The 25,462-nt window shown below is 64.3% G+C and carries 18 protein-coding genes; 9 read left to right on the plus strand and 9 right to left on the minus strand.

The window, feature by feature from the left end; all coding sequences use genetic code 11:
- Positions 1-135: 135 nt before the first annotated feature.
- Together metH and metF are read right to left on the minus strand one after the other, a co-directional pair.
- Positions 136-3,978 carry a methionine synthase gene (gene metH / locus I6F12_RS15160; RefSeq protein WP_225156742.1) on the minus strand — a complete coding sequence of 1,281 codons (3,843 nt, stop codon included), beginning with the start codon at positions 3,976-3,978 and terminating at the stop codon, positions 136-138.
- Between the two features lie 6 nt (positions 3,979-3,984).
- Entirely contained in the window at positions 3,985-4,905 is a 921-nt protein-coding gene (gene metF / locus I6F12_RS15165) for a methylenetetrahydrofolate reductase [NAD(P)H] (protein ID WP_225156743.1), read from the minus strand.
- Between the two features lie 374 nt (positions 4,906-5,279).
- On the opposite strand from metF, the gene I6F12_RS15170 reads away from it, so the two are divergent.
- Positions 5,280-6,293: an LLM class flavin-dependent oxidoreductase gene (locus I6F12_RS15170; protein ID WP_225156744.1), complete on the plus strand. Its 1,014-nt coding sequence runs from the start codon at positions 5,280-5,282 to the stop codon at positions 6,291-6,293.
- 185 nt (positions 6,294-6,478) lie between these two features.
- Here the strand turns inward: I6F12_RS15170 and I6F12_RS15175 are convergent, their stop codons facing one another.
- Both I6F12_RS15175 and I6F12_RS15180 read right to left on the minus strand, forming a co-directional pair.
- Complete coding sequence (locus I6F12_RS15175; RefSeq protein WP_035998021.1) at positions 6,479-7,336, minus strand: prephenate dehydratase; 858 nt, start codon at positions 7,334-7,336, stop codon at positions 6,479-6,481.
- A 21-nt stretch (positions 7,337-7,357) separates the two neighbouring features.
- A complete protein-coding gene (locus I6F12_RS15180) occupies positions 7,358-8,098 on the minus strand; it encodes a 3-deoxy-manno-octulosonate cytidylyltransferase (RefSeq protein WP_225156745.1) in 741 nt (246 codons plus the stop codon).
- A gap of 231 nt (positions 8,099-8,329) precedes the next feature.
- Here I6F12_RS15180 and I6F12_RS15185 point away from each other — a divergent pair, with 231 nt between their 5' ends.
- The 6 genes from I6F12_RS15185 (at position 8,330) to I6F12_RS15210 (ending at position 16,837) form a co-directional block, all read left to right on the plus strand.
- Positions 8,330-8,881: a cytochrome c family protein gene (locus I6F12_RS15185; RefSeq protein WP_035998026.1), complete on the plus strand. Its 552-nt coding sequence runs from the start codon at positions 8,330-8,332 to the stop codon at positions 8,879-8,881.
- A 209-nt stretch (positions 8,882-9,090) separates the two neighbouring features.
- The gene (locus I6F12_RS15190; protein WP_225156746.1) at positions 9,091-11,004 is read left to right on the plus strand and encodes an extracellular solute-binding protein; all 1,914 of its coding nucleotides are present in this window, start codon (positions 9,091-9,093) and stop codon (positions 11,002-11,004) included.
- A gap of 14 nt (positions 11,005-11,018) precedes the next feature.
- A complete protein-coding gene (locus I6F12_RS15195) occupies positions 11,019-12,905 on the plus strand; it encodes an extracellular solute-binding protein (RefSeq protein WP_225156747.1) in 1,887 nt (628 codons plus the stop codon).
- A gap of 2 nt (positions 12,906-12,907) precedes the next feature.
- Positions 12,908-14,017 carry a microcin C ABC transporter permease YejB gene (locus I6F12_RS15200; RefSeq protein ID WP_035998032.1) on the plus strand — a complete coding sequence of 370 codons (1,110 nt, stop codon included), beginning with the start codon at positions 12,908-12,910 and terminating at the stop codon, positions 14,015-14,017.
- Positions 14,017-15,195, plus strand: coding sequence for an ABC transporter permease (locus I6F12_RS15205; protein WP_225156748.1), 1,179 nt, complete (start codon positions 14,017-14,019; stop codon positions 15,193-15,195). Before I6F12_RS15200 ends, I6F12_RS15205 begins: the two co-directional genes overlap by 1 nt.
- A 4-nt stretch (positions 15,196-15,199) precedes the next feature.
- Positions 15,200-16,837: an ABC transporter ATP-binding protein gene (locus tag I6F12_RS15210; protein WP_036021581.1), complete on the plus strand. Its 1,638-nt coding sequence runs from the start codon at positions 15,200-15,202 to the stop codon at positions 16,835-16,837.
- 7 nt (positions 16,838-16,844) lie between these two features.
- Here I6F12_RS15210 and I6F12_RS15215 read toward each other — a convergent pair whose 3' ends face one another.
- On the minus strand, positions 16,845-17,699 hold the full coding sequence (locus I6F12_RS15215; protein WP_225156749.1) for a C40 family peptidase: 855 nt from the start codon (positions 17,697-17,699) through the stop codon (positions 16,845-16,847).
- Positions 17,692-19,065, minus strand: coding sequence for a leucyl aminopeptidase family protein (locus I6F12_RS15220; RefSeq protein WP_225156750.1), 1,374 nt, complete (start codon positions 19,063-19,065; stop codon positions 17,692-17,694). The genes I6F12_RS15215 and I6F12_RS15220 overlap by 8 nt, the downstream gene beginning before the upstream one ends.
- A gap of 450 nt (positions 19,066-19,515) precedes the next feature.
- Between I6F12_RS15220 and I6F12_RS15225 the strand changes: the two genes are divergently transcribed.
- Together I6F12_RS15225 and I6F12_RS15230 are read left to right on the plus strand one after the other, a co-directional pair.
- Positions 19,516-21,021, plus strand: a complete 1,506-nt coding sequence (locus tag I6F12_RS15225; RefSeq protein ID WP_225156751.1) for a metallophosphoesterase — start codon at positions 19,516-19,518, stop codon at positions 21,019-21,021.
- A gap of 96 nt (positions 21,022-21,117) precedes the next feature.
- Positions 21,118-21,945 carry a tetratricopeptide repeat protein gene (locus tag I6F12_RS15230; protein WP_035998052.1) on the plus strand — a complete coding sequence of 276 codons (828 nt, stop codon included), beginning with the start codon at positions 21,118-21,120 and terminating at the stop codon, positions 21,943-21,945.
- A gap of 48 nt (positions 21,946-21,993) precedes the next feature.
- On the opposite strand, the gene I6F12_RS15235 is transcribed toward I6F12_RS15230, so the two are convergent.
- From I6F12_RS15235 to I6F12_RS15245, 3 genes are read right to left on the minus strand one after another with little or no spacing between them, the layout of a single operon-like run.
- Complete coding sequence (locus I6F12_RS15235) at positions 21,994-22,968, minus strand: type II secretion system F family protein (RefSeq protein ID WP_035998055.1); 975 nt, start codon at positions 22,966-22,968, stop codon at positions 21,994-21,996.
- Positions 22,969-22,977: 9 nt separating this feature from the next.
- Complete coding sequence (locus I6F12_RS15240; RefSeq protein WP_057028159.1) at positions 22,978-23,955, minus strand: type II secretion system F family protein; 978 nt, start codon at positions 23,953-23,955, stop codon at positions 22,978-22,980.
- 16 nt (positions 23,956-23,971) lie between these two features.
- Positions 23,972-25,441: a CpaF family protein gene (locus I6F12_RS15245; RefSeq protein WP_035998067.1), complete on the minus strand. Its 1,470-nt coding sequence runs from the start codon at positions 25,439-25,441 to the stop codon at positions 23,972-23,974.
- Positions 25,442-25,462: the final 21 nt, after the last annotated feature.

The raw sequence follows: 25,462 nt of genomic DNA on the forward strand, positions 1-25,462 counted from the left end.
GTCGATGATGCAATAATACCCCTGTTTTGCCCGACGCCGCAACCGTGTTTTCGGCAAGTCAGAAAACGTCAAGCCTTTTTAACCCCATCGCTACTGTGCATGGGGTTGTTTTTCACGTTTGTGTTTCGGCGGCGTCTACCCCGCGCCGGCGCGCTTCTTCTGCCAGACCAAGTGCACCGCGCAGGTGCAGCCCGGCGGATGCGAGGCGAGGTCTTTCGGCATTTCGTCGTTCGCCGGCGTGGCGGCGAAGGGCTTGTCCTGCGACGGGATGTAGTTCAGCACCGGCGCGAGCCAGCGCTCGGCTTCGGCCACGCTCATGCCCTTGCGCGCGGCGTAGTCCTCGACCTGGTCGCGCTCGATCTTGCCGACGCCGAAATAATAGCTTTCGGGGCTGGCAAAATAGAGCCCGGAGACGGACGAGCCCGGCCACATCGCAAAGCTCTCCGTCAGCTTCACCCCGGCGGTGGCTTCCGCGTCGAGCAGCTCGAACAGCGTCGCCTTCTCGGTATGATCGGGCTGCGCGGGATAGCCGGGCGCGGGGCGGATTCCGGAGTACTTCTCCAGGATCAGCTCCTCGTTGGAGAGCGCCTCATCCGGTGCATAGGCCCAGAACTCGCGGCGGACGCGGGCGTGCATGCGTTCGGCAAAGGCCTCGGCGAGGCGGTCGGCCAGCGCCTTGCACAGGATCGAGGAGTAGTCGTCGTTCGCCATCTTGAAGCGGTCAGCCACGGCATCCTCGCCGATCCCTGCGGTGACGACGAAGCCGCCGATGTAATCGGGCACGCCGGCAGGGGCGATGAAGTCGGACAGCGCCGCATTGAAGCGGCCCTCGCGCTTCTCCAGCTGCTGGCGCAGCGTGTGCAGCGTCGCGATGCTCTTGGTCCTGTTATCGTCGGCATAGAGCACGATGTCGTCGCCTTGCGCGTTCGCCGGCCAGAAGCCGATCGTCGCCCGCGCCCGGAACCACTTCTCCTTGACGATCGTGTCGAGCATCTTGCGCGCATCGTCATAGAGCGAGCGCGCGACCTCGCCGACCTTGGAATCGTCGAGGATGGCGGGGAAGCGTCCGGCGAGCTCCCAGGTCTGGAAGAACGGCGTCCAGTCGATGCAGTCGACGAGCTCGGCGAGATCGTAATCGTCGAAGCTCTTGGTGCCAAGGAAAGTCGGCTTCACCGGCTTGCTCTTGGCAAAATCGACCGGCACGCGGTTGGCGCGGGCATCAGCGAGCTTCAGCCGCTTCTTGTCGGCCTGCGCGCGCAGATGCGCCTCCGAGATCCTTGCGTATTCGGCCCGCACCTCGGCCGCATAGGCCTCGCGTTTCTCCGGCGAGAGCAGCGCGGAGGCGACGCCGACCGCGCGGCTGGCGTCGTTGACATGCACGACGGGACCGGCGCGATAGCTCGGGTCGATCTTGACGGCCGTATGCACGCGGCTGGTGGTGGCGCCGCCGATCAGGAGCGGCAGCCTCAAGCCTTCGCGCTGCAACTCGCCGGCGAAGAACGCCATCTCGTCGAGCGAGGGCGTGATCAGGCCGGAGAGCCCGACGATGTCGGCCTTCTCCGCCTTCACCGTCTCGACGATCTTGGCGGCCGGCACCATCACGCCGAGATCGATGACCTCGAAATTGTTGCACTGGAGCACGATGCCGACGATGTTCTTGCCGATGTCGTGGACGTCGCCCTTCACCGTCGCGAGCACGATCTTGCCGGCGGACGAGGAGCCCTCGGTGCCGATGCCGCTCGCAAGGTTGCGCGCCTTCTCCTCCTCCATGAACGGCATGAGGTAAGCGACGGCCTGCTTCATCACGCGCGCGGACTTCACCACCTGCGGCAAAAACATCTTGCCGTCGCCGAAGAGATCGCCGACGACGTTCATGCCGGCCATCAGCGGGCCCTCGATGACGTCGAGCGGGCGCGAGGATTTCTTGCGGGCTTCTTCAGTGTCCTGCTCGATGAACTCGGTGATGCCATGCACCAGCGAATGCGACAGCCGCTTCTCCACCGGCCATTCGCGCCAGGCGAGATCGGCTTCCTTGCCTTCGGTCTTCTTGCCGCGGAACTTCTCCGCCAGCGCCAGCAGCCGCTCGGAGGCGCCCGCGTCACGGTTGAGGACGACGTCCTCGCACACTTGCCGCAGCTCCGGGTCGATGTCGTCATAAACGATCATCTGACCGGCATTGACGATGCCCATATCCATGCCGGCCTTGATGGCGTGATACAGGAACACCGAGTGCATGGCCTCGCGCACCGGCTCGTTGCCGCGGAACGAGAACGACAAATTGGAGACGCCGCCCGAGACATGCGCGCCCGGCAGGTTCTGCCGGATCCAGCGCGTCGCCTCGATGAAGTCGACGCCGTAATTGTTGTGCTCCTCGAGGCCGGTCGCGATCGCGAAGATGTTCGGATCGAAGATGATGTCTTCCGGCGGGAAGCCGACCTTGTTCACCAGGATGTCGTAGGCACGCTTGCAGATCTCGGTCTTGCGCGCGAACGTGTCGGCCTGGCCGACCTCGTCGAACGCCATCACGACAACGGCCGCGCCGTGGCGACGGGCGATCTTGGCCTCAAGGATGAACTTCTCCTCGCCTTCCTTCATCGAGATCGAGTTGACGACCGGCTTGCCCTGCACGCATTTCAGGCCGGCCTCGATCACCGAGAATTTCGAGGAATCGACCATCACAGGCACGCGCGCGATGTCGGGCTCGGCGGCGACGAGGTTGAGGAAGGTCACCATCGCCGCTTCGGAATCGAGCAGGCCCTCGTCCATGTTGACGTCGATGATCTGGGCCCCGTTCTCGACCTGGTCGCGCGCGACCTGGAGCGCGGCGGTGTAGTCGCCTGATGTGATCAGCTTGCGGAAGCGCGCCGAGCCCGTGACGTTGGTGCGCTCGCCGACGTTCACGAACGGGATTGCATCCGTCAGCACGAACGGCTCGAGTCCGGAAAGCCGCAGGCGCGGGGTGATCTCCGGCACGATGCGCGGCTTGTGCGGCGCCACTGCCGCGGCAATCGCCGCGATATGGTCCGGCGTCGTACCGCAGCAGCCGCCGACGATGTTGACGAGGCCATCACGCGCGAACTCGCCGATCAGCCGCGCCATGTATTCGGGCGTCTCGTCATACTGGCCGAACTCGTTCGGCAAGCCGGCATTGGGATAGGCGCAGACCAGCGTGTCGGCGACGCGGCCGATATCGGCGATATGCGCGCGCAGGTCTTCGGCGCCGAGCGCGCAGTTAAAGCCGATGGTGACGGGCTTGGCGTGCCGCACCGAATTCCAGAACGCTTCCGGCATCTGGCCCGACAGCAGGCGGCCGGACTTGTCGGTGATGGTGCCCGACACCATCACGGGAACGTCGATGCCGAGCTCTTCGGTGATCTCGGCGATCGCATAGAGCGCCGCCTTGGCGTTGAGCGTGTCGAAGATGGTCTCGACCAGCAGGAGATCGACGCCGCCGTCGATCAGGCCGCGGATCTGCTCGCCATAGGATTTTCGTAAGTCATCGAAGTTGACGGCGCGGTAACCGGGATTGGAAACGTCGGGCGAGATCGAGGCCGTGCGGTTGGTGGGGCCGATGGCGCCGGCGACGAAGCGCGGCTTGCCGTCCTCGGCTTCGACACGCCGTGCGGCATTGCCGGCGAGGCGGGCGCCTTCACGCGCCATCTCGTAGACGATGTCGGTGAGGTCGTAATCGGCCTGCGCGATCGAGGTCGTCGAGAACGTGTTGGTCGCGACGATGTCGGCGCCGGCGCGCAAATAGGCGGCGTGGATGTCCTCGATCGCCTGCGGCTGGGTCAGGATCAACAAATCGTTGTTGCCGCGCAGGTCGCGATGGAAGTTCTTGAAGCGCTCGCCGCGGAAGGCTTTCTCGTCGAGCTGCAGGTTCTGGATCATCGTGCCCATGGCGCCGTCGAGCACCAGGATGCGCTCGCGCGCGGCGTCGAGCAGGGCAGTTCGCTTCGGAGAGATGGTCACGGTCATTTTCTCTTACGCCGCCTTCTGCGCGCTTTTCGCGCGAATGCCGAGCAAATGGCTGATCGCGAACACGAGATCGGCGCGGTTCATGGTGTAGAAATGGAAGGTGTCGACGCCGTGCTTGGCGAGCTTCTGCACCTGGCCGGCCGCAACGGTCGCGGCCACCAGCTTGCGCGTCTCGGCATCGTCATCGAGGCCCTCGAACTTCGCCGCGAACCAGTCGGGCACCGTGGTGCCAGCACGGGTCACGAAATTGCGCGCCTGCTTGAAATTGTGCATGGGCATGATGCCCGGCACGATCGGGATGTCGATGCCGCGCGCACGCACGCGGTCGAGATAGCGGAAGTAGAGATCGTTGTCGAAGAACACCTGCGTGATCGCGCGTGTCGCGCCGGCGTCGACCTTGGCCTTGAGCGTGTCGATATCGGCATCGAAGTCGCGCGCTTCGGGGTGCTTCTCGGGATAGGCAGAGACCGAGACCTCGATGTCGCCGTGCCGCTTCTTGATGCCGGCGACGAGCTCGGCCGAGCTCTGATAACCCTCGGGATGGCTCGAAAAGGGCGTGCCGATGCCGCCGACGGGATCGCCGCGCAAGGCCACGATGTGGCGGACGCCGACCTCGTGATAGCGGTCGACGATCTCGTCGATCTCGCCGCACGAAGCACCGACGCAGGTCAGGTGCGCCGCCGGCAGCAGCGCGGTCTCTTTCAGGATGCGCGTGATGGTCGAATGGGTGCGCTCGCGGGTCGAGCCGCCGGCGCCATAGGTCACCGAGACGAACTTCGGCTCGAGCGGGGCCAGCCGGTTGATGGTCTCCCAGAGATTGCGCTCCATCTCTTCCGTCTTCGGCGGAAAGAACTCGAAGGAGATCGCGGGCCGCTTCAGGTGCCTGTCCTGCCGGTCGGCTGTCGCAGGCGTCGTCAGGTCAGTCATGGCGCCACTCACTCCAATGTCAGGCCGGCAATCGGGGTCTAGCCTCGGAGAGCCAAAATACGGCAAAGGCCCCTTGATCGACAGCCCATCATGCATGGGAAGTTGCCCATTCAGGTGCAGTTAGACGGGTCATTCTTGCGAATCATGTTTTGGGTGGGAAGCGCGCTGCATGACATAATGTGTTGAATTTGCAGATATTATCTCTCGTGACCCATCTTTTATGAACGATTTTCTTGGTGGGCAGATCAGAATCGTCTGCAAAGTAGCGGTCGTTGTCCCAACTCCAGCCGCTGGCGTGCCAGCCCGTCCGTACACGTCAGGCCTGCGCAGCCTGCCCATTGTCGCCGCGACCGCCTCGATTACCTTAAGCCGCCATGATCCCGCTCTCCGTCCTCGACCTCTCCGTCGTCACATCAGGCACCAAGCCCGCCGCGGCGCTGCGCAACAGCATCGATTTGGCGCGTCACGTGGATGGCCTCGGCTATGTCCGCTACTGGCTCGCCGAGCATCACAATCTCGCCTCCGTCGCGAGCCCCGCGCCCGACCTGATGATCGGCCAGATCGCGGCGGTGACGAAGCACCTCCGCGTCGGTTCCGGCGGGGTGATGCTGCCCAACCATGCGCCGCTGGTCGTCGCTGAGCGCTTCAAGATGCTGGAGGCGCTATTTCCGGGCCGGATCGATCTCGGTCTCGGCCGCGCGCCGGGCACCGATGGTGCGGCGGCTTACGCGCTCAGGAGCCGGCTCGACCGCCGCGAGGGCGACGATTTCCTGGAGCGGCTGCACGAGTTGATCCTGTGGGAGACGCGCGAATTCCCCGCGGGGCACCCCTACAACAACGTCGTCGCAATGCCCGACGACACCAGACTGCCGCCTATCTGGCTGCTCGGCTCCAGCGATTATTCCTCGGAATTGGCCGCCCAGGTCGGCATGGGCTTCGCCTTCGCCCATCATTTCGCGTCCCACGACGCGATCGATGCGATGGTGCATTACCGCAATCGCTTTCAACCCTCGGCCTGGCGTGCGAGCCCACATGCCATTCTCGCGGTCGCCGTCATTGCGGCTGATACCGACGAGGAGGCCGAAAGGCTCGCCTCGTCCTTCGACCTCAACCGTCTTCGCCGCGACCGCGGTCAATATCTGCCGCTGCCGAGCGTCGAGGAGGCGATGGCCTATCCGTATACGGACGCCGAGCGCACCTCGATCCTGCGCAACCGCTCGCGCCTGTTCGTCGGCAGTCCCGCGACGGTGCAGAAGAAGCTGCAGCCGCTGATCTACGCAAGCAAGCCGGACGAGCTGATGGTGATCACGGCGGTGTATGACCACGCGGCGCGAAAGAAGTCGTATTCGCTGCTGGCGGAGGCATTCGGGCTCAGAGCGGCGGGGTAGCTTACCCTCCCCTGGAGGGGGCGGGTCGATTGCGCGCAGCGCGAGCGGGGTGATCTCTCCACTCGGGCAGTATTCGACGTGGAGAGACCGTCACCCACCCCGCTACGCATTGCGCTGCGCTCCATGCGTAGCGACCCACGGGCGAGCTGCGCTCGTCCCGGACCCCTCCAGGGGAGGGTGAGGGATCAATCCTGCACTTCGCTGAACGTGGCGCGGAACGGATGGCCCGGATATACGCCGACGATGCGGAATTCGCGCGAGAAGAATTTCAGCTCCTCGATGGCGAAGGCGAGGCCCTTGTCATCGGGATGGCCGTCGACGTCGGCATAGAACTGCGTGGCGAAGAAATTGCCGTCGACCATGTAGCTCTCGAGCTTGGTCATGTTGACGCCATTGGTGGCGAAGCCGCCGAGCGCCTTGTAGAGCGCCGCCGGCAAATTGCGCACCCGGAAAACAAAAGTCGTGACGAGCGGCCCGGTACCTTGGGGCGCCCATTTCGGCTCGCGCGCCAGCACCACGAAGCGAGTGGTGTTGTGGGCCTCGTCCTCGATGTCCTCGGCGAGGATGTCGAGACCGTAGATCTTTGCAGCAAGGCGCGAGGCGATCGCGGCCACCGTCTTGTCCTTGCGCTCCGAGATGTCGCGGGCGCTGCCGGCGGTATCGGCATGCACGATCGGCTTGATGCCGAGCTTGCGGATGATGCGCCGGCACTGGCCGAGCGCATGCACATGGCTCTCGACGCTCTTGATGTCTTCGAGCTTGGTGCCCTTCACGGCCATCAGCTGATGCCGGACCGGCAGAAACCATTCGCCGACGATGAAGAGGCCGGACGCCGGCAGGAGGTGATGGATGTCGGCGACGCGGCCGGCGACCGAATTCTCGATCGGGATCATGCCGAGATCGGCCTCGCCCGACGAGATCGCCGACAGCGCGTCTTCGAATGTGGCGCAGGGCATCGGTTCGGCGTCGGGATAGGCCTCGACGATGGCGATGTGGGAATTGGCGCCAGGCTCGCCCTGGAATGCGATCTTCATCTTGCTCATGCTCGGCCTTGTAGCAGCGGCTCAGGATTTGGAAAGGATGCTGCGCGCGGTCTCGAGGTCCGCCGGCGTATCGACCCCGCGCGGCACGGTGTCGACGATGGTGAAATCGATGCGCATTCCGGCCTCAAGCGCCCGGAGCTGCTCGAGCTTCTCCTGCAATTCCAGCGGAGACGGCGGAAGAGAGACGTAGCGCTCCAGCGCGGCGCGGCGAAAGGCATAGAGGCCGATATGGTGATAACGCGGTCCGTCGCCGGTCGGGGCGGTCGCGCGGGTGAAATAAAGTGCGCGCATCCGCCTGCCGCCAACCGAGGTTCCGATCGCCTTCACCACGCTTGGGGCGAGATCCTCTTCCTCGGTGTGGATCCGCGAGGCCAGCGTCGCGATGTCCACGGCCGGGTCTTGCAGCGGCGGCAGCACCTCGCGGATGTTGTCGATCGTGATGGTCGGGAAATCCCCCTGGACATTGACCACGATCTCGGCCTTGCCCTCGGGATCGAGCTTCTGCATGGCCTCGTGGATGCGGTCGGAGCCGGAGGGGTGGTCGCCGCGGGTCATCACGGCCTCGCCGCCATGGGCGGTTACGGCCGAGGCGATCTCGTCGGTGTCGGTGGCCACCGCGACCCTGCCGATTGCGGCGGCCTCGGCACGGCGCAGCACATGCACGATCATCGGCAATCCCGCGATATCGGCGAGCGGCTTGCCGGGCAGGCGGGTTGCGGCCATGCGAGCCGGGATCAGCACCAGGATGCGGGGATCGATCATCGGGTTCAAAGGTCTGAGGTCAAGAGCCTGAAAACGGAGCGTTTTCCGCACCGGGACATGGGATGGGGACGGGCCTGAAGCCGGGTCGCTTATACGGGTTGCCAGACCCCGGGCAAACCGATATCTCAATGGCAAAACTCGGGGAAACAATAAGGAACGGTTGATTCTCCGAGGCTCGTCCTGCGGCCATCCGGGCCGCTGTTTCCTTCTTGCGGTGGGGCCTGGCCGGAAATGGACTCTTTCGAACTCAACAAGATTCTCGGCGCCGTGTTCGGCACCTGTCTCTTTCTGCTGGTGACGAGCTTCACCGCGAGTGCGCTGTTCTCCCCCAAGATGCCGGAAAAGCCGGGCTTCGAGATCGCGGTCAAGCAAGATGCCGGCTCCGGCAAGGAGGGCGCCGCCGCCGCACCGTCCGAACCGATCGAAAAGCTGCTCCAAACCGCCTCCGTCGAGAAGGGCGCCGCGGCCGCCAAGAAGTGTGGCGCCTGCCACACCTTCGAGAAGGGCGGCCCGAACCGAGTCGGTCCGAACCTCTATGGCGTCGTTGGCGAGCCCAAGGGCCAGGGCCGTGGTGGCTTCAACTTCTCGGCCGCCATAAAGGCCAAGGGTGGCAACTGGAGCTTCGACGACCTCAACAAGTTCCTCGCCAATCCGAAGGGCTTCATTCCGGGCACCGCGATGGGCTTTGCCGGTGTTGCCAAGGATTCCGAGCGTGCCGATATCATCGCCTATCTGAATTCGCAGTCGGAGAAACCTCAGCCGCTGCCGACGGCGTCAAAATAAGGTCCCAAGAACCGGCGCTCGAATACGGCCAGGCTGAAAAGTCTGGCCGTTTCCTTATCCGGGCCTCGCGGCGACGTTATCGGGGCGTTTGGCCGCATCCGATAGGCCGGCCGGGCTTCCAAGATGAGGAAAAAGCAACATATTCGGTCGAAACCTCGCCTATATTGGGAACTTAAAGGAGTAGCCTCCTTCAAGACAGGGATGTTGATTTGGCCATTACCCGACGAGATCTCCTGCTCACCGGCACTGCAGCCGCAGCGCTTCCAGCCCTTGGCTCCGTCGCGGGCGTTCCCGTCGGCGTGGCGCATGCGCAATCAGCAACTGAGCTGCCTTCCGGCGGGTTGCCTTGGCGCCACGCGCTGTCGCTGTTCGGAAAGGTCAAGTACCCCGCCGACTTCAAGCGCTTCGACTACGTCAATCCGGACGCCCCCAAAGGCGGTGTCGCGCGCCAGATCGCCGTCGGCACGTTCGACAATTTCAACATCGTCGTCTCGGGCGTGAAGGGCCAGGTCGCCGGTGCCGTCGCGTTCATCTATGAATCGCTCCTGACGCAGTCGCTCGACGAGGTCTCGACCGAATACGGCGCGCTGGCCGAAGCGGTCAGCCATCCCGACGATTTTTCCTTCGTCACCTATCGCCTGCGCCCGCAGGCGAAATGGCATGACGGCAAGCCTGTTACGCCGGAGGACGTGATCTTCTCGCTCGATTCCTTCAAGAAGAACCATCCGATGTACTCGGCCTATTACAGCCATGTGGTGAAGGCCGAGAAGGTCGGCGAGCGTGACGTGAAGTTCGTGTTCGACGCACCCGGCAACCGCGAGCTGCCGCTGATCGTGGGACAGCTGATCGTCCTTCCGAAACATTGGTGGGAGGGGACGGACGCGCAGGGCCGCAAGCGCGATATCGCCACCACCACGCTGGAAGTGCCGCTCGGCTCGGGCCCTTACAAGGTCAAGGAATTCGTCGCAGGACGCTCGATCGCGCTGGAGCGCGTCAAGGACTATTGGGGCCGCGATCTTCCCATCAATGTGGGCCGCAATAATTTCGATGAGCTGCGCTACGAATATTTTCGCGACGGCACCGTTGCGATCGAGGCCTTCAAGGCCGACCAGGTCGATTGGCGCACCGAGAACAGCGCGAAGAGTTGGGCGACCGCCTATGATTTCCCGGCCGTGACCGAAAAGCGGGTGATCCTCGAGGAATTCGTCAATCGCAGCTCGGGCGTGATGCAGGCCTTCGTGCCGAACCTGCGCCGCGCCAAGTTCAGCGATCCGCGCGTGCGTCGTGCGCTCAACTACGCGTTCGACTTCGAGGAGATGAACAAGCAGATCTTCTACGGTCAGTACAAGCGCATCAGCAGCTATTTCGACGGCATCGAGGAGCTGATGGCAACGGGATTGCCGCAGGGTAAGGAGCTCGAAATTCTCGAGACCGTCCGCGCCCAGGTACCGCCCGAGGTCTTCACGACGCCCTACACCAATCCGGTCGGGGGTAGTCCGGAGGCGGTGCGCGACAATTTGCGTGAGGCGCTGCGCCTGTTCAAGGAAGCCGGCTACGAGGTGCGAGATCGCAAGCTGGTCGACGTCAAGACCGGTGCGCAGTTCTCGCTGGAATTGCTCAACTCGGATCCCAGCTTCGAACGAATTACGCTGTTCTACAAGCCGTCGCTGGAGCGGCTCGGCATTGCGGTGAGCGTTCGGACGGTCGATCCGACCCAGTATGAGAACAGGACGCGCGAGTGGGACTTCGACATCGTGACGAACTCCTGGGGCGAGTCGCAATCGCCGGGCAACGAGCAGCGCGAGTTCTGGTCCTCCAAATCGGCCGACATCGCCGGGTCGCGCAACATCGCCGGTATCAAGAATCCGGCCGTGGACAAGCTGATCGAGCGGGTGATCTACGCCACTGATCGCGACGATCTCGTCGCGGCCACCAAGGCCCTCGACCGCGTGTTGCTGTGGAATCACTACGTCGTGCCGCAATGGACCTACAACAAGGTGCGCACCGCGCGCTGGGATCGCTTCGGCCGGCCGACGGAATTGCCCAGGTATGGTCTGTCCGGCTTCCCGTTCATCTGGTGGTACGACGCAGACAAGGCGGCACGGATCGCAAAGAAATCGTGAAGGACAATCCCCGCATGACGCAGATGTCACGCCGCCATGTGCTGGTCCTGGGTGTTGGCGGCGCCGTCGGGGCGTCCGTCGGCGCGCCGCTGCTGCGCAGCGCGCGAGCATCGGAAGCGGCGACCGAGGCGCACGGCATGTCGGCATTCGGCGATCTCAAATATCCCGCCGACTTCCGTCATTTCGATTACGTCAATGTCGACGCGCCGAAAGGCGGCACGTTCTCGCTAATCCCGTCGGTGCGGGCCTACAATCAGTCCTACCAGACCTTCAACTCGCTCAACGCCTTCATCCTGAAAGGCGACGGCGCACAAGGTATGGGTATGACGTTCTCGCCGCTGATGATCCGCGCAGCTGACGAGCCCGACGCAATGTACGGGTTGGCGGCCAAATCCGTGCAGATATCGCCGGACAAGCTGGTCTACCGCTTCGCGATGCGACCCGAGGCGAAATTCCACGACGGGACCAGGCTCACCGCCCACGATGCAGCCTATTCGCTGACGACTCTGAAGACCAAGGGGCATCCGCTGATCACCGTGCAGATGCGCGACATGGTCAGTGCCGAAGCCCTCGACGATGCGACGCTCGTCGTCACCTTCGCCAAGGGACGTGCACGCGACGTGCCGCTCTATGTCGCCAGCCTGCCGATCTTCTCGAAGGCGTACTACGCCTCCCGCCCGTTCGATGAATCGTCGCTGGAGATTCCGCTCGGCTCGGGCCCGTACAGGGTCGGCAGGTTCGAGGTCAATCGCTACATCGAGTTCGAGCGCGTGAAGGACTGGTGGGCCGCTGATCTGCCGCCCTGCCGCGGCAGCTACAATTTCGATGTCGTCCGCTATGAATTCTATCGCGACCGCGACGTCGCCTTCGAGGGCTTTACCGGCAAGAGCTATCTTTATCGCGAGGAGTTCACTTCGCGCATCTGGGCGACGCGCTATGACTTCCCCGCGGTGAAGGAAGGCCGAGTCAAGATGGAGGTCGTGCCCGACGATACGCCCTCCGGCGCGCAAGGCTGGTTCATCAATACGCGGCGCGACAAATTCAAAGACCCCCGCGTGCGCGAGGCCCTGATCAACGCTTTCGATTTCGAATGGACCAACAAGACAATCATGTACGGCGCTTACGCTCGTACGGTGTCACCGTTCCAGAACTCGGACCTGATGGCCGGCAATGCGCCGCCTTCGCCGGAAGAGCTGAAGCTGCTGGAGCCGTTTCGCGGCCAGGTTCCTGACGAGGTGTTCGCGGCGCCGTTCACGCCGCCGGCCTCCGACGGCTCCGGACAGGACCGCAGCCTGCTCCGCAAGGCGCAGCAATTGCTGACCGAGGCCGGCGTGCCCATCAAGGACGGCAAGCGGGTGCTGCCGAACGGCGAATTGTTCAAGATCGAGTTCCTGCTGGATGAGCCCTCGTTCCAGCCGCACCACGCGCCTTACATCAAGAATCTCGCGACGCTCGGCATCGAAGCGAGCGTGCGCCTCGTCGATGCCGTACAGCACAAAGCCCGGCAGGAAGATTTCGATTTCGACATGACCATCCAGCGCTTCAGCATGTCGGCGACGCCAGGCGATGCCATGCGCGCGTTCTTCTCCTCGCAGGTCGCAAACACCAAGGGCTCGTACAATCTGGCTGGCGTCGCCAGTCCGGCGATCGACGCCATGATCGAGAAGATCATGGCGGCCGACAGCCGCGAAGACCTGACCGTCGCCTGCCGCGCCTTCGATCGCCTGTTCCGCGCCGGCCGGTATTGGGTGCCGCAATGGTACAACAAGACGCACCGGCTGGCTTATTGGGATCAGTTCGGACATCCGCCGAAGCTGCCGCGCTATGCCAACGGCGTCGGCGCGCCCGACATCTGGTGGTATGAGCCCGCCAAGGCGGCCAAGCTCGAGCAGGCAAAATAGCCATGAGCGCCTATATCGCCCGCCGCCTCCTGCTAATGATTCCGACCCTGCTTGGGATCCTCTTCGTGTCCTTCGTCGTGGTGCAATTCGCGCCCGGCGGCCCGGTTGAACGCGTGATCGCGCAGCTCTCGGGCGCCGACACCGGCGGCACCTCGCGCATATCGGGCGGCAGCGATTTTGCGCAGCGCGCGCCGGGGCAGGTCGGTGCGGGCGGCGATTCCGTCAACTCGAAATATCGCGGCGCGCAGGGCCTCGACCCCGATTTCATCAAGAAGCTGGAAGTGCAGTTCGGCTTCGACAAGCCGGCGCCGGAACGCTTCCTGCTGATGGTGTGGAACTTCGCCCGCTTCGATTTCGGCAAGAGCTATTTTCGCGACGTCAGCGTGCTGCAGCTCATCAAGGAAAAGCTGCCGGTCTCGATCTCGCTTGGCCTCTGGCTAACACTTCTGACCTACCTGATCTCGATCCCGCTCGGCATTCGCAAGGCCGTGAACGACGGGGCGCGGTTCGACACCTGGACCTCGACGGTGCTCGTGCTCGGCTATGCCATCCCCGGTTTTCTGTTCGCCATTCTCCTCATCATCCTGTTTGCCGGCGGCTCCTTCTTCAACTGGTTCCCGCTGCGCGGACTGACCTCGGACGGCTGGTCGCAGTTTCCCTGGTATTGGAAGATCATCGATTATTTCTGGCATCTGACGTTGCCACTTATCGCCATGGGGCTAGGTGCCTTCACCACCATGACGTTCCTGACCAAGAATTCGTTCCTGGATGAGATCCGCAAGCAATACGTCATGACCGCCCGCGCCAAGGGCTGCAGCGAGAACCGGGTGCTCTATGGCCACGTCTTCCGCAACGCGATGCTGATCGTGATCGCCGGCTTCCCCGGCACTTTCATCCACGCCTTCTTTTCCGGCTCGCTGCTGATCGAGACCATCTTCTCGCTGGACGGGCTCGGACTGCTCAGCTTCGAGAGCGTGCTCAATCGCGATTATCCCGTGGTGTTCGGCACGCTCTACATCTTCTCGCTGGTCGGCCTCGTGATCAACCTGATCTCCGACCTGACCTATATGTGGATCGACCCCCGGATCGATTTCGAAGCGCGGGAGGTCTGATGACGATCACCGCGCCGACGCCGATCGAGACCACAGCGAAGTCGCCGCTCGGCGATGCCGTTCCGATCACGGGCAAGCCGTTCGCTCCATCGCCGCTTAACCGGCGGCGGTGGCAGAACTTCAAGGCGAACCACCGCGGCTACTGGTCCTTCTGGATCTTCATCGGCCTGTTCGTGATCTCGCTGTTCGCCGAGCTGATCGCGAACGATCGGCCCTTCCTGATCAAGTTCGACGGTCGGCTATATTGGCCGGCCTTCGTGACCTATTCGGAGACGACGTTCGGCGGCGATTTCGAGACGGCGGCCGATTACCGCGACCCGTACTTGCAGAAGCTGATCAAGGACAAGGGCGGCAGCGTCGTCTGGCCGCTGATCCGTTACTCCTATGACACTCACAATCTCGATCTGCCGACGCCGGCGCCGTCGCCGCCGACCTGGATGCTGACGGAGAAGCAGTGCAAGCCGGTGGTGGAGAAGAAGGGACTGAAGAGCTGCCGCGATCTCGAATACAATTGGCTCGGCACCGACGATCAGGGCCGCGACGTGCTGGCGCGGCTGATCTACGGCTTCCGCATCTCGGTGCTGTTCGGCCTTTGCCTCACCATCGTTTCGTCGGTCATCGGCATCGCGGCGGGTGCGGTGCAGGGCTATTTCGGCGGTTGGGTCGATCTGATCTTCCAGCGTTTCATCGAGATCTGGACCGCGATTCCATCGCTGTATCTTCTCCTGATCCTGTCCTCGGTGCTGGTGCCCGGTTTCTTCGTGCTACTCGGCATCTTGCTGCTGTTCTCCTGGGTCTCGCTGGTTGGCCTCGTGCGGGCCGAATTCCTGCGCGGGCGCAATTTCGAATACGTCCAGGCGGCACGTGCGCTCGGCGTCTCCAATCCTCTGATCATGTTCCGCCACCTGCTGCCGAACGCGATGGTCGCGACCATGACGTTCCTGCCGTTCATCGTTTCGAGCTCGGTGATGACGCTGACGGCGCTCGATTTCCTCGGCTTCGGCCTGCCACCGGGATCGCCCTCGCTCGGCGAATTGCTCTCGCAGGCCAAGGCCAATGTGCAGGCACCGTGGCTCGGCTTCTCCGGCTTCTTCTCGGTCGCGATCATGCTCTCGCTGTTGATCTTCATCGGTGAAGCCGTGCGCGACGCCTTCGACCCGCGCAAGACGTTCAGGTAAGGCCATGGATGCGATCAACCAGCCACTGCTCGCCGTTCGCGACCTCTCGGTGGCCTTTCACCAGGGCGGCGCCACCACGCTTGCGGTCGACAAGGTCTCGTTCCAGATCAAGCGCGGCGAATGCGTCGCGCTGGTCGGCGAGTCCGGCTCCGGCAAATCGGTCAGCGCACTCTCGATCCTGAAGCTGCTGCCGTATCCGAATGCCTCCCATCCCTCCGGCAGCATCCGCTTCAAGGGCCAGGAGTTGATCGACCAGTCCGAGCAGCAGATGCGGGAGATCAGGGGCAGCGACATCTCCATCATCTTCCAGGAGCCGATGACCTCGCTCAATCCGCTGCACACGATCGAGGCGCAGATCGGCGAGATCATCCAGCTGCACAATCCGACCAGCAATGCGCAGGCCCGCAAGCGGACGCTGGAGCTCTTGACCCAGGTCGGCATTCCCGATCCAGAGACGCGGCTGAACAGCTATCCGCACCAGCTCTCCGGCGGCCAGCGCCAGCGTGTGATGATCGCGATGGCGCTCGCCAACGAGCCGGACCTTCTGATCGCGGACGAGCCGACCACGGCGCTCGACGTCACCGTGCAGGCGCAGATCCTGGCGCTGCTCGCCGAGATCCGCGCGCGGCTCGGCATGAGCCTGCTGTTCATCACCCACGATCTCGGCATCGTGCGCCGCATTGCCGACACCGTCTGTGTCATGAAGGGCGGCGTGATCGTCGAGCAGGGTCCGGTCGAGCAGGTCTTCAAGACCCCGAAACATCCCTATACACGCGACCTGCTCGCGGCGGAGCCCAAGCCCGATCCGGCGCCGCCGCAGCCGAATGCGCCGGTGGTGATGTCGGCCAATGATCTCAAGGTCTGGTTCCCGATCAAGCGCGGCCTGATGCGCAAGACGGTCGGTCACATCAAGGCGGTCGATGGGGTCAGTGTCGCCGTACGCAAGGGCGAGACGCTCGGCGTGGTCGGCGAATCCGGCTCGGGCAAGACCACGCTGGGGCTGGCGCTGCTGCGGCTGATCTCCTCGAACGGACGCATCGTGTTCTTAGGGAACGACATCCAGGGCCTGCGCTTCAAGGAGATGCGTCCCTTCCGGCGCGACATGCAGATCGTGTTTCAGGATCCGTTCGGCTCGCTCTCACCGCGCATGTCGGTCGCCGACATCATCGCCGAGGGCCTGTCCGTGCATCAGCCGGCGCTCTCGCGCGAGGAACGCGAGGCGCGCGTGGTCAAGGCACTCGAGGATGTCGGACTCAATCCGGAGACGCGCTTCCGCTATCCGCACGAATTCTCCGGCGGCCAGCGTCAGCGCATCTCGATCGCGCGCGCGATCGTGCTGGAGCCTGATTTCGTCGTGCTGGACGAGCCGACCAGCGCGCTCGACATGCTGTTCCAGGCGCAGATGGTCGATCTGTTGCGCGAGCTCCAGCGCAAGCGCGAGCTCACCTACATGTTCATTTCGCACGATTTGCGTGTCGTCGCCTCGCTCGCCAGCCACCTCATCGTGATGCGCGGCGGCAAGGTGGTCGAGGAGGGGCAGGCGGCCGAATTGTTCAGGAATCCGAAGACGGATTACACCCGAGCGCTGTTCGCGGCCGCGTTCCGGCTGGAGACGGCCGGGAACGGGGCGGTGGCGACGTAGCGCTCCGTCAGAGCCGCTTGATCGCGACGACCTCGCTGCCAGCCGCCTTGATCCGCGCGATCGCCGGCTCGATCGGCTCGATCACCGTTGCCATGTGATGCGCATTGGCGTGAACCATGGTGGTGGCGTCGCGCACGATGGCGACATGACCTTTCCAGAAGATCAGATCGCCGCGCTGCAAGCTGCTCCGCTCATGCGGCTCCAGCGTGCGGCCGAGACCGGCGAGCTGCATGTCGCTGTCACGCGGGCAGCCGATCCCGGCTGATGTCAGCGAGACCTGGACGAGGCCGGAGCAATCGATGCCAAAGCTGCTCTTTCCGCCCCAGAGATAGGGCGTGCCGACGAAGCGCTCGGCCACCGCGACGAAATCCGGCTCGCGATGATCGAGCGGGATGAGATGCGTTCTCGGCAGATATCTGCCGTCGTGCGTCACGGCGAAGCTGCCGTCCTCGCGCGCCACGGCAAGCTTCGATCCCATCACGAGCGTGTCGGCCGGCGGCAGCTTGATCGAGGGGCCGGGGAACGCAAACGTCCGCAGTGCGCCGACCACGTGCGTTGGGGCGGCCGACGGCTTTGCGAGCGCCGCATCCGGGAGCCAGCCGACATAGCCATCGCTACTGAGCTGGCCCCAGGCCCAACCCTCGCCGTTGCGGTCGTAGATGGTGACGCGTTCGCCGCGCAGCGCTTCGGTCATCAACGTCGCGTTGGAGGACGGCTGCTCGCGCATGGGCGCGATCGGCTCGACGACCTCGAACTCGTCACCCTCGACGAAGCGCTGCGCCTCGACCTTGCCTTCGAGATATTTGGCGGCAAGGTCGCCCCGCGCCGGCGTCAGCCTCGGGTCGTGTCCTGGATCAGGCATAGCGCTCGCTCAGCAGTGCGTAGATGGCGCGTGCGGCCTGGCATTCGCCGCCCTCGGGCCGCGCCGGCTTCGCCGACGGCGTCCAGCCATAGATGTCGACGTGGAGCCAGCTCTTGGCGTGCTCGACGAAGCGTTGCAGGAACAGCGCGCAGGTGATCGAGCCGGCGAAACCGCCCGAGGGTGCATTGGTGATGGTGGCGGTCTTGGAGTCCAGCCAGGCATCGTAAGGCGGCCACAGCGGCATGCGCCACAACGGATCGTTCTCCCTCATCGCGCAGCGCGCGAGGTCGGCAGCCAGCGTCTCATCATGGGTGTAGAAGGGCGGCAGATCCGGCCCCAGTGCGACGCGGGCCGCGCCGGTCAGCGTGCCCAGGTCGATCAGCAGATCGGGCTTCTCCTCATCGGCCAGCGCCAGCGCGTCGGCGAGCACGAGGCGGCCTTCGGCGTCGGTGTTGCCGATCTCGACGGTGATCCCTTTGCGCGAGGTGAAGATATCGAGCGGACGGAAGGCATTGCCGGCGACGGCGTTCTCCACCGCCGGAATCAGCACGCGCAGCCGCACCTTCAGCTTCGCATCCATCACCATGCGCGCCAGCGCCAGCACGTTGGCTGCGCCGCCCATGTCCTTCTTCATGATCAGCATGCCGCTCGACGGCTTCAGGTCGAGCCCGCCGGTGTCGAAACAGACGCCCTTGCCGACCAGCGTCACCTTGGGATGATCAGGATCGCCCCAGACGATGTCGATCAGCCGTGGCGCGCGGCTGGAGGCCATGCCGACGGCGTGGATCAGCGGAAAGTTCTTCGCCAGCTCCTCGCCGACGGTGCAGGAAAAGCTCGCGCCGAACTCGGCGGCGAGCGCTTGCGCGGCTGCGGCGAGCTCATCCGGGCCCATGTCGTTGGACGGCGCGTTGATGAGGTCGCGCGCGAGCATTGCCGCATCGGCAATCCGCTCGATCTCGGCCGCGTCGACACTGTCAGGCGGCACCAGCCGGATCTCGGGGCGATCTGCCTTGCGGTAGCGGGCAAAGCGGTAGCAACCCAATGCGAAGGCGAGCGCGGCCAGCCGCGCATCGTGCGGTGCATTGGCAAACCGATAGGTGCCGGGCGGCAAGAGGCCGGGCAGGGCGCCGGGCCGAAACAGGTCGCGCGATCTTGCATCCTCTTCCTCGAGCCCGAACAGCACCTGCGCAATGGTGCCGTCGGTCGCGGGCAGCGCCAGATAGCTGCCCGGCTTGGCGGCGAAGGCGCTGGCACGCGCGAACTGGCGTTGCGCCGGCGGCAGCGTTTCGGCGACCTGATCCCAGCTCGATTTGGTGACGAAGGTGATCGGGGTGGCGGTGGATGACGTCTCGAAGACAGAAGGCATTGGCGGGTCCGGATCGTCAGTTCAGGCGAGTCATGCGAACGGACGAGACTTCGCAGAGTTTGGCCGCCGCTGCAATCGGCTTTGCCGTCACCGTTCAGCGAGCCGCTACTCGCCGCAAGGTGGGCATGCGGTTCGATGCGCTCGACGAGATCCGCGAGCGGCTTGCCATCGAGTATCGACCGGGCGCGACGAAACCGTCCGCGGACAAATCTCGTATCTCACGCCGAGAGCTGCCGTTCGCAACGCCACGGCCCCAGGGCTTTACTAGCGCTTCGGTTGTGGCATTATCGACGAACATTTTAGATTGTGTCGCTTGTTCTGCATGAACCCGAACGCAGACACGCGGCGGCATGGTGCCTGCCCAGGTTGGGTCGATACGGCTGAATCTGCTCGTCGAAGCATTTTTCTCATTGTTTGGGCGGCGCAGCATATGCAGATGAGCGGCGCAAAATGGATAGATCGTTCGTTGTTGCGCAGATTTCCGACCTGCATCTGGACGGGTCGGGCCGGCTGCTTCCGGCCATCGAGACGCTCAGGGCCGCGATTTGCGAGAAGATGGCGGCTGCCGCGAATGTTCCCGATCGCATCCTGCTGATCACGGGCGATCTGGTGGACGACCCAACGCCGCGCGCGCTCGACGAGGCGCTCGCCGTCATCGCATGCTTCCGGCAGACGGGGCTATTCACCGACATCCAAGCCGTGGCAGGCAATCACGACGTCAAGCGGCCGAACCAGCGTGCGGGCCGTCACGACGCCTACGACTACCTGCACCTGCCGCGGACCGCGAAGAATGTCTATTACCGTCAGGCAGGCCTCGACCTGGTGCTGCTCGATTCCAATCGCGCCAACTTGAAGGCGCTCGCGAGCGGCAAGATCGACGAGAGCGCTTACAAGGCGATGGTCGCCGATTCTGCCCGGCTGAGCGCCGAGGTCGCGGGAAGCATCGGTTCGGCCGGGCGCGCCGACTACGCCGAGCCGGCGGAAAATCTGGTTCGTGTGCTGGCCCTGCACCATCACCCACTGCCGCAGGCCACCGGCGAAGGAAAGCGCTTTCTAGGCATGCCGGACGAGCCGCTGATGTATCTCGCCGCACCCGCGACCTTCCTCGAGGCCGCCACCTCGCTCAACGTCGATCTGGTTCTGCACGGTCATCGCCATGTCGAGGGGCTGACCCGCTATTCCATCCCCGATCCGCGTGCGACGTCGAGCGAGAGCGGTGAGGCGTTCTGGCGCACGATCTACGTGCTCTCCTGTCCGTCCTCGACCGGGCAAGCCGGCGACGATGCCGGTTTCAACCTCGTCCATTTCGGCCCCGCGTCCCATGCCGGCCGCAACGAGCACCGCTTCGCGATCACCCGCTATACGAGGCTCCGCAACGATGCGGCCTTCAGGCCGCTCGATTCCAACCTGCCGGGCGGCGTCATCAGGCTGCCGGCGGGGCGGGATTTTTCCCGCGATCCGGCCGTCCAGTCGGCGATCGAGGCGGCCTCGTCCCGCACACTGAAACGCGACCAGGTCGCGGCGATCGTCCGCCGGCTGTTCATGCGTGGCAGCTTTTACGATGAGGCGGAGCCGAACTGGGCGATAGCGCTCTACACCTACATGGTCTCGGCCCATGCCTGGGCGGAGCTCGAGCGTAAGGCCGCGAGATCCCGGCCGGGATTCGACAGCGACGCGCTCGCCGCGGTGAAGACGTTGCTCGGCCGATTGATCGAGCAATCCGCTGACGTGCTCGGCATCGATCGCGCTCAGCTCGATGAGCTCTACGGGAGAGGCCTGATCAATTGTAACGACTTCCTGCGTCAGGTGCCGCGGCTGCCTTCTGAAGGTGTCGACGTTCAGCGGCGGGGGCGGCAGAGGCTGCAACTGCTGCTGGAGCTGGATCAGCAGGTGCAGGCGCTCGGCCCCGATCTCGGCCTCGGCGGCAAAGCGCCGCCGCAACCATCGCCGGCGTGAGAGAAGCGCGTCTAAGCGCTGTTAACCGGCCGTTAGGGTTAACATTCTACTGCTGACACGTTCGGCTCGATCGAGCAGCTCGAGAGTCAAAGCGTCATGCATCAACGGATCAGGCTTACCCGGCTACTTGCTTCGACGTCGCTGGTCGCGACAGTGGCGATGTGCCTCGGCGGCTGCACGGCGATGTCGAAGCTCTCGGAGGTGACGGGCTCGGTCGGCCCCCGGGCGGACGCGGCCTCCGCCGATCGCGCGCCCACCGATCCGGCGCGTGCGGTCGAAGCCTATGGCGAGCGCTACCGCGCCAATCCCAAAGATGCCGACGCCGCGCTCGCCTATGGACAGGCCTTGCGTGCCAACGGCCAGCGCGCCCAGGCCGCCGCCGTGCTCGAGCAGGCGACGATCGCCAACCCCGGCAACAAGGCGCTGCTTGCCCAGTACGGCCGCGCACTCGCCGACAACGGCAATTTCCAGCAGGCCTTCGACGTGCTGTCGAAGGCGCATTCGCCCGACAATCCGGACTGGCGCCTGCTCTCGGTGCAGGGCACCGCGCTCGACCAGATGGGCCGTCATGAGGAGGCGCGATCCTATTACGCGAGCGCGCTCAAGATCGCACCGGGTGATCCCGGCGTGCTCTCCAACCTCGGCCTGTCCTACATGCTATCGAAAGAGCTGCCGAAGGCGGAAGAGGCGCTGCGGCAGGCGCATGCCTCGCCGCGTGCCAGCGCCCGGGTCCGGCAGAACCTCGGCCTGGTCGTCGGCCTGCAGGGCCGCTTCGCGGAGGCGGAGACCATCGTCAAGGCGGACCTGCCGCCGGACCAAGCTGCGGCCAATGTCGCCTATCTCAAGGAGATGCTGAGCCGTAGCGAGGCCCCGCGCGGCGCGCCGAAGCGGACGCCGGTCGCTTCGCTGAGCCAGCCCGGCTGATCATCTGACTTCCTGGCCTTGGTGGCGGACCGTACGGTCCAGCCCGGCTCATTGCATCTCGGTGACCTTGATGGCGGTGGGTCCGAGAATGACCACGAACAGCACAGGCAGGAAAAACAGGATCATCGGCACCGTGAGCTTCGGCGGCAGCGCGGCCGCCTTCTTCTCGGCCTCGTTCATGCGCATGTCGCGATTTTCCTGCGCCATGACGCGCAGGGAATGGCCGAGCGGAGTGCCGTATCGTTCCGCCTGTTGCAGCGCCAGACACACCGACTTGACGCCCTCGAGCCCGGTGCGCCGTGCCAGGTTCTCATAGGCGACCTTGCGATCCTGCAGGTAGGACAGCTCGGCCGTGGTCAGGGTGAACTCCTCCGACAGCGCAATCGACTGGCCCACGATTTCGGTCGCAACTTTCCGGAATGCCATCTCGACCGACATGCCCGATTCGATGCAGATCAGGAGCAAATCGAGCGCGTCGGGAAACGCACGCTTGATCGAGAGCTGGCGCTTGGAGATCGCATTCCTGAGGAACAGCATCGGCGCCTGGAGGCCGAGATAGGCGGCGCCGATACAGATGCCGATCTTGATCGGCATCGACTGTTGCATGTTTCCGATCACGAACACGTAGAGGGCCGAGCCGATCAAGAACACGATCGGGGCGACCATGCGGGCAAACAGGAAGGTGATGTAGGGCGCCTGGCCGCGGTAACCCGCCATGATGAGCTTGTCCCGCGCAGCCTCCTGCGCGAGCCATTTGGTCAGGTTGAAGTCCTCGACCACCTTGGAGACGAGTTGCTTCGGCGTCTGGCGCAGCGAAACCTTCTCGCTCTTGTTGAGACGCTCACGCTCGCGCTGCCGGATGCGTTCACGCTCGCTCGCCACCGCCTTCATGCGCTTGGAGAGGCCCTCGCCGGCGAACAACGGCATCACCAGCGTATAGACGGTGGCGCTCGCGGCGATGGCCGCGAGCAGCATGGTCATGAAACGGACGTCGTGCAGTTTCGAGACGAGGAATTCGACCATGCGACACCGTCAGAAATCGAAGTTGATCATCTTCTTCATCACCAGGATGCCGATCGACATCCAGACGACGCAGCCGACCAGCATCAGCTGGCCGGTGGGATGAGTCCAAAGCACCGAGATGTATTGCGGCGTCGTGAGATAGACCAGGAACATCACGATCGGCGGCAGCGAGCCGATGATGCCGGCCGAGGCCTTGGCTTCCATCGACATCGCCTGGATCTTTTCCTTCATCTTCTTGCGGTCGCGCAGCACCTTGGAGAGGTTACCGAGCGCTTCGGAGAGGTTGCCGCCCGATTTCTGCTGGATCGACACCACGATTCCGAAGAAATTGGCTTCCGGCAGTGGCATGCGCTCGTAAAGCCGCGCGCAGGCCTCGCCCAGCGGCATGCCGATCGCCTGCGTCTCGATGATGGCCAGAAACTCGCTGCGCAGCGGCTCGGGCGAATCGGCGGCTACGACCTTGATCGATTCGAACAAGGGCAGGCCTGCCTTGATGCCGCGGACGATCACGTCGACCGCGTCGGGCAGTGCAGCCAGGAACTTGGTTTCGCGACGCTTCTTGAGGAAGCCGAGTGCCCAGCGCGGCAGGCCGAAGCCGCCGGCAAAGGCAAGACCGGCGGCGCCGATCAGGCCCCCGCCCGCGAACATAGCGGCCGCGAAAAAAACGCCGGCCACCACGGCGGACACGGTCCAGAACTTCTGCGGCGTCCAGTCGAGCCCGGCCTGCGACAGGCGGACGCTGAGCGGAGCGCTCTTCTCCTGGGCGCGCCGCGCCTCGAGGTCCTTCAGCGTGGACTCGACCTGCTCGCGGCGAGAGCGCTGGGTTTTCTCGGCCTGCCGGGCCGTGGGCGCTTCGGCGCGCGCGACCGAGGCACGGCGGCTTTCCGCCTTTCGCTCCCCAGACAGCACCGGATAGAGGAATACCCAGGCGATGCCACCAACTGCTGCGGTGGCGAGGAAGGCGAGGGCGAGGACCTGCATGTTCATGGCGCTGCCAATCTGCTCACGTCTTCGGCGCGACTTCCGCCGCGTCGAGCGCCGCGGCGAGGCGCTTCTCCTCGCCGTAATAACGGGCGCGTTCCCAGAACTTCGGACGGCCGATGCCGGTTGAGCGGTGCCGGCCGATGATCTTGCCGTTGGCGTCCTCGCCGACCATGTCGTAGAGGAAGATGTCCTGGGTGATGATGGTGTCGCCTTCCATGCCCATCACCTCGGTGATGTGGGTGATGCGGCGGGAGCCGTCGCGCAGGCGCGCGGCCTGAATGATGACATCGATCGAGGCGCAGATCATCTCGCGAATTGTTCGCGACGGAAGGGAAAAGCCGCCCATCGTGATCATGGATTCGCAGCGCGACAGCGCCTCGCGCGGGTTGTTGGCGTGCAGCGTGCCCATCGAGCCGTCATGGCCGGTGTTCATGGCCTGCAGCAGGTCGAAGGCTTCCGGTCCGCGGACCTCGCCGACGATGATGCGTTCGGGACGCATACGCAGGCAGTTGCGCACCAATTCGCGCATCGTGACCTGGCCCTCGCCCTCGATGTTGGGCGGACGGGTTTCCAGCCGCACCACGTGAGGCTGCTGCAGCTGGAGCTCGGCGGCGTCCTCGCAAGTGATGACGCGCTCGTCGTGCTCGATGTAGTTGGTGAGGCAGTTGAGCAGGGTCGTCTTGCCCGAGCCGGTACCGCCGGAGATCAGCACGTTGCAGCGGACGCGGCCGATGATCTGAAGGATCTCGGCGCCTTCCGGCGTGATCGCGCCGAACTTAACAAGCTGATCCAGCGTCAGCTTGTCTTTCTTGAATTTGCGGATGGTGAGCGCGGGGCCGTCGATCGACAGCGGCGGCACGATGGCGTTGACACGGGAGCCGTCGGCGAGGCGCGCGTCGCAGATCGGCGAGGATTCGTCGACGCGCCGGCCGACCTGGCTGACGATGCGCTGGCAGATGTTGAGAAGCTGCTGGTTGTCGCGGAAGCGGATGCCGGTACGCTGGATCTTGCCGCCGACCTCAATGTAGACGGTGTTGGCGCCATTGACCATGATGTCGGCGATGTCGTCGCGCGACAATAGCGGCTCGAGCGGGCCGTAACCGAGGACGTCGTTGCAGATGTCGTCGAGCAGCTCCTCCTGCTCGGCGATCGACATCACGATGTTCTTGATCGCGATGATCTCGTTGACGATGTCGCGGATTTCCTCGCGCGCGGACTCCGAATCGAGCTTGGCGAGCTGGGCGAGGTCGATGGCCTCGATCAGCGCGCCGAAGATGGTCGCCTTGACCTCGTAATAATTGTCCGAACGCCGGCTCTCCATGGCCGGAGGCGGCGGAGCCTTGGCGGGCGCAAGCGGCGGCGAGGCGACGGCCGGCGGAGGCGGAGCGCGCGAAACCGTCGGCGCCTGAGCCGGGGCAGGCTCGAGCGACACGGCGCCGGGCTTGGGTGCCCGAAGGTCGGTGTCTGTTCCGCTACGCTTACCGAACACTTAACAACTCCATGCGGCGGC

This window comes from Bradyrhizobium sp. IC4059 (assembly GCF_020193615.1).
In the GTDB taxonomy this organism is placed as follows: domain Bacteria; phylum Pseudomonadota; class Alphaproteobacteria; order Rhizobiales; family Xanthobacteraceae; genus Bradyrhizobium; species Bradyrhizobium yuanmingense.

What these genes read in the sequence shown, in the direction of transcription:
- metH (WP_225156742.1), bottom strand. Translation starts at nt 3,978, where the DNA reads ATGACCGTGACCATCTCTCCGAAGCGAACTGCCCTGCTCGACGCCGCG.
- metF (WP_225156743.1), bottom strand. Translation starts at nt 4,905, where the DNA reads ATGACTGACCTGACGACGCCTGCGACAGCCGACCGGCAGGACAGGCAC.
- I6F12_RS15170 (WP_225156744.1), top strand. Translation starts at nt 5,280, where the DNA reads ATGATCCCGCTCTCCGTCCTCGACCTCTCCGTCGTCACATCAGGCACC.
- I6F12_RS15175 (WP_035998021.1), bottom strand. Translation starts at nt 7,336, where the DNA reads ATGAGCAAGATGAAGATCGCATTCCAGGGCGAGCCTGGCGCCAATTCC.
- I6F12_RS15180 (WP_225156745.1), bottom strand. Translation starts at nt 8,098, where the DNA reads ATGATCGATCCCCGCATCCTGGTGCTGATCCCGGCTCGCATGGCCGCA.
- I6F12_RS15185 (WP_035998026.1), top strand. Translation starts at nt 8,330, where the DNA reads ATGGACTCTTTCGAACTCAACAAGATTCTCGGCGCCGTGTTCGGCACC.
- I6F12_RS15195 (WP_225156747.1), top strand. Translation starts at nt 11,019, where the DNA reads ATGACGCAGATGTCACGCCGCCATGTGCTGGTCCTGGGTGTTGGCGGC.
- I6F12_RS15200 (WP_035998032.1), top strand. Translation starts at nt 12,908, where the DNA reads ATGAGCGCCTATATCGCCCGCCGCCTCCTGCTAATGATTCCGACCCTG.
- I6F12_RS15205 (WP_225156748.1), top strand. Translation starts at nt 14,017, where the DNA reads ATGACGATCACCGCGCCGACGCCGATCGAGACCACAGCGAAGTCGCCG.
- I6F12_RS15210 (WP_036021581.1), top strand. Translation starts at nt 15,200, where the DNA reads ATGGATGCGATCAACCAGCCACTGCTCGCCGTTCGCGACCTCTCGGTG.
- I6F12_RS15215 (WP_225156749.1), bottom strand. Translation starts at nt 17,699, where the DNA reads ATGCCTGATCCAGGACACGACCCGAGGCTGACGCCGGCGCGGGGCGAC.
- I6F12_RS15220 (WP_225156750.1), bottom strand. Translation starts at nt 19,065, where the DNA reads ATGCCTTCTGTCTTCGAGACGTCATCCACCGCCACCCCGATCACCTTC.
- I6F12_RS15225 (WP_225156751.1), top strand. Translation starts at nt 19,516, where the DNA reads ATGGATAGATCGTTCGTTGTTGCGCAGATTTCCGACCTGCATCTGGAC.
- I6F12_RS15230 (WP_035998052.1), top strand. Translation starts at nt 21,118, where the DNA reads ATGCATCAACGGATCAGGCTTACCCGGCTACTTGCTTCGACGTCGCTG.
- I6F12_RS15235 (WP_035998055.1), bottom strand. Translation starts at nt 22,968, where the DNA reads ATGGTCGAATTCCTCGTCTCGAAACTGCACGACGTCCGTTTCATGACC.
- I6F12_RS15240 (WP_057028159.1), bottom strand. Translation starts at nt 23,955, where the DNA reads ATGAACATGCAGGTCCTCGCCCTCGCCTTCCTCGCCACCGCAGCAGTT.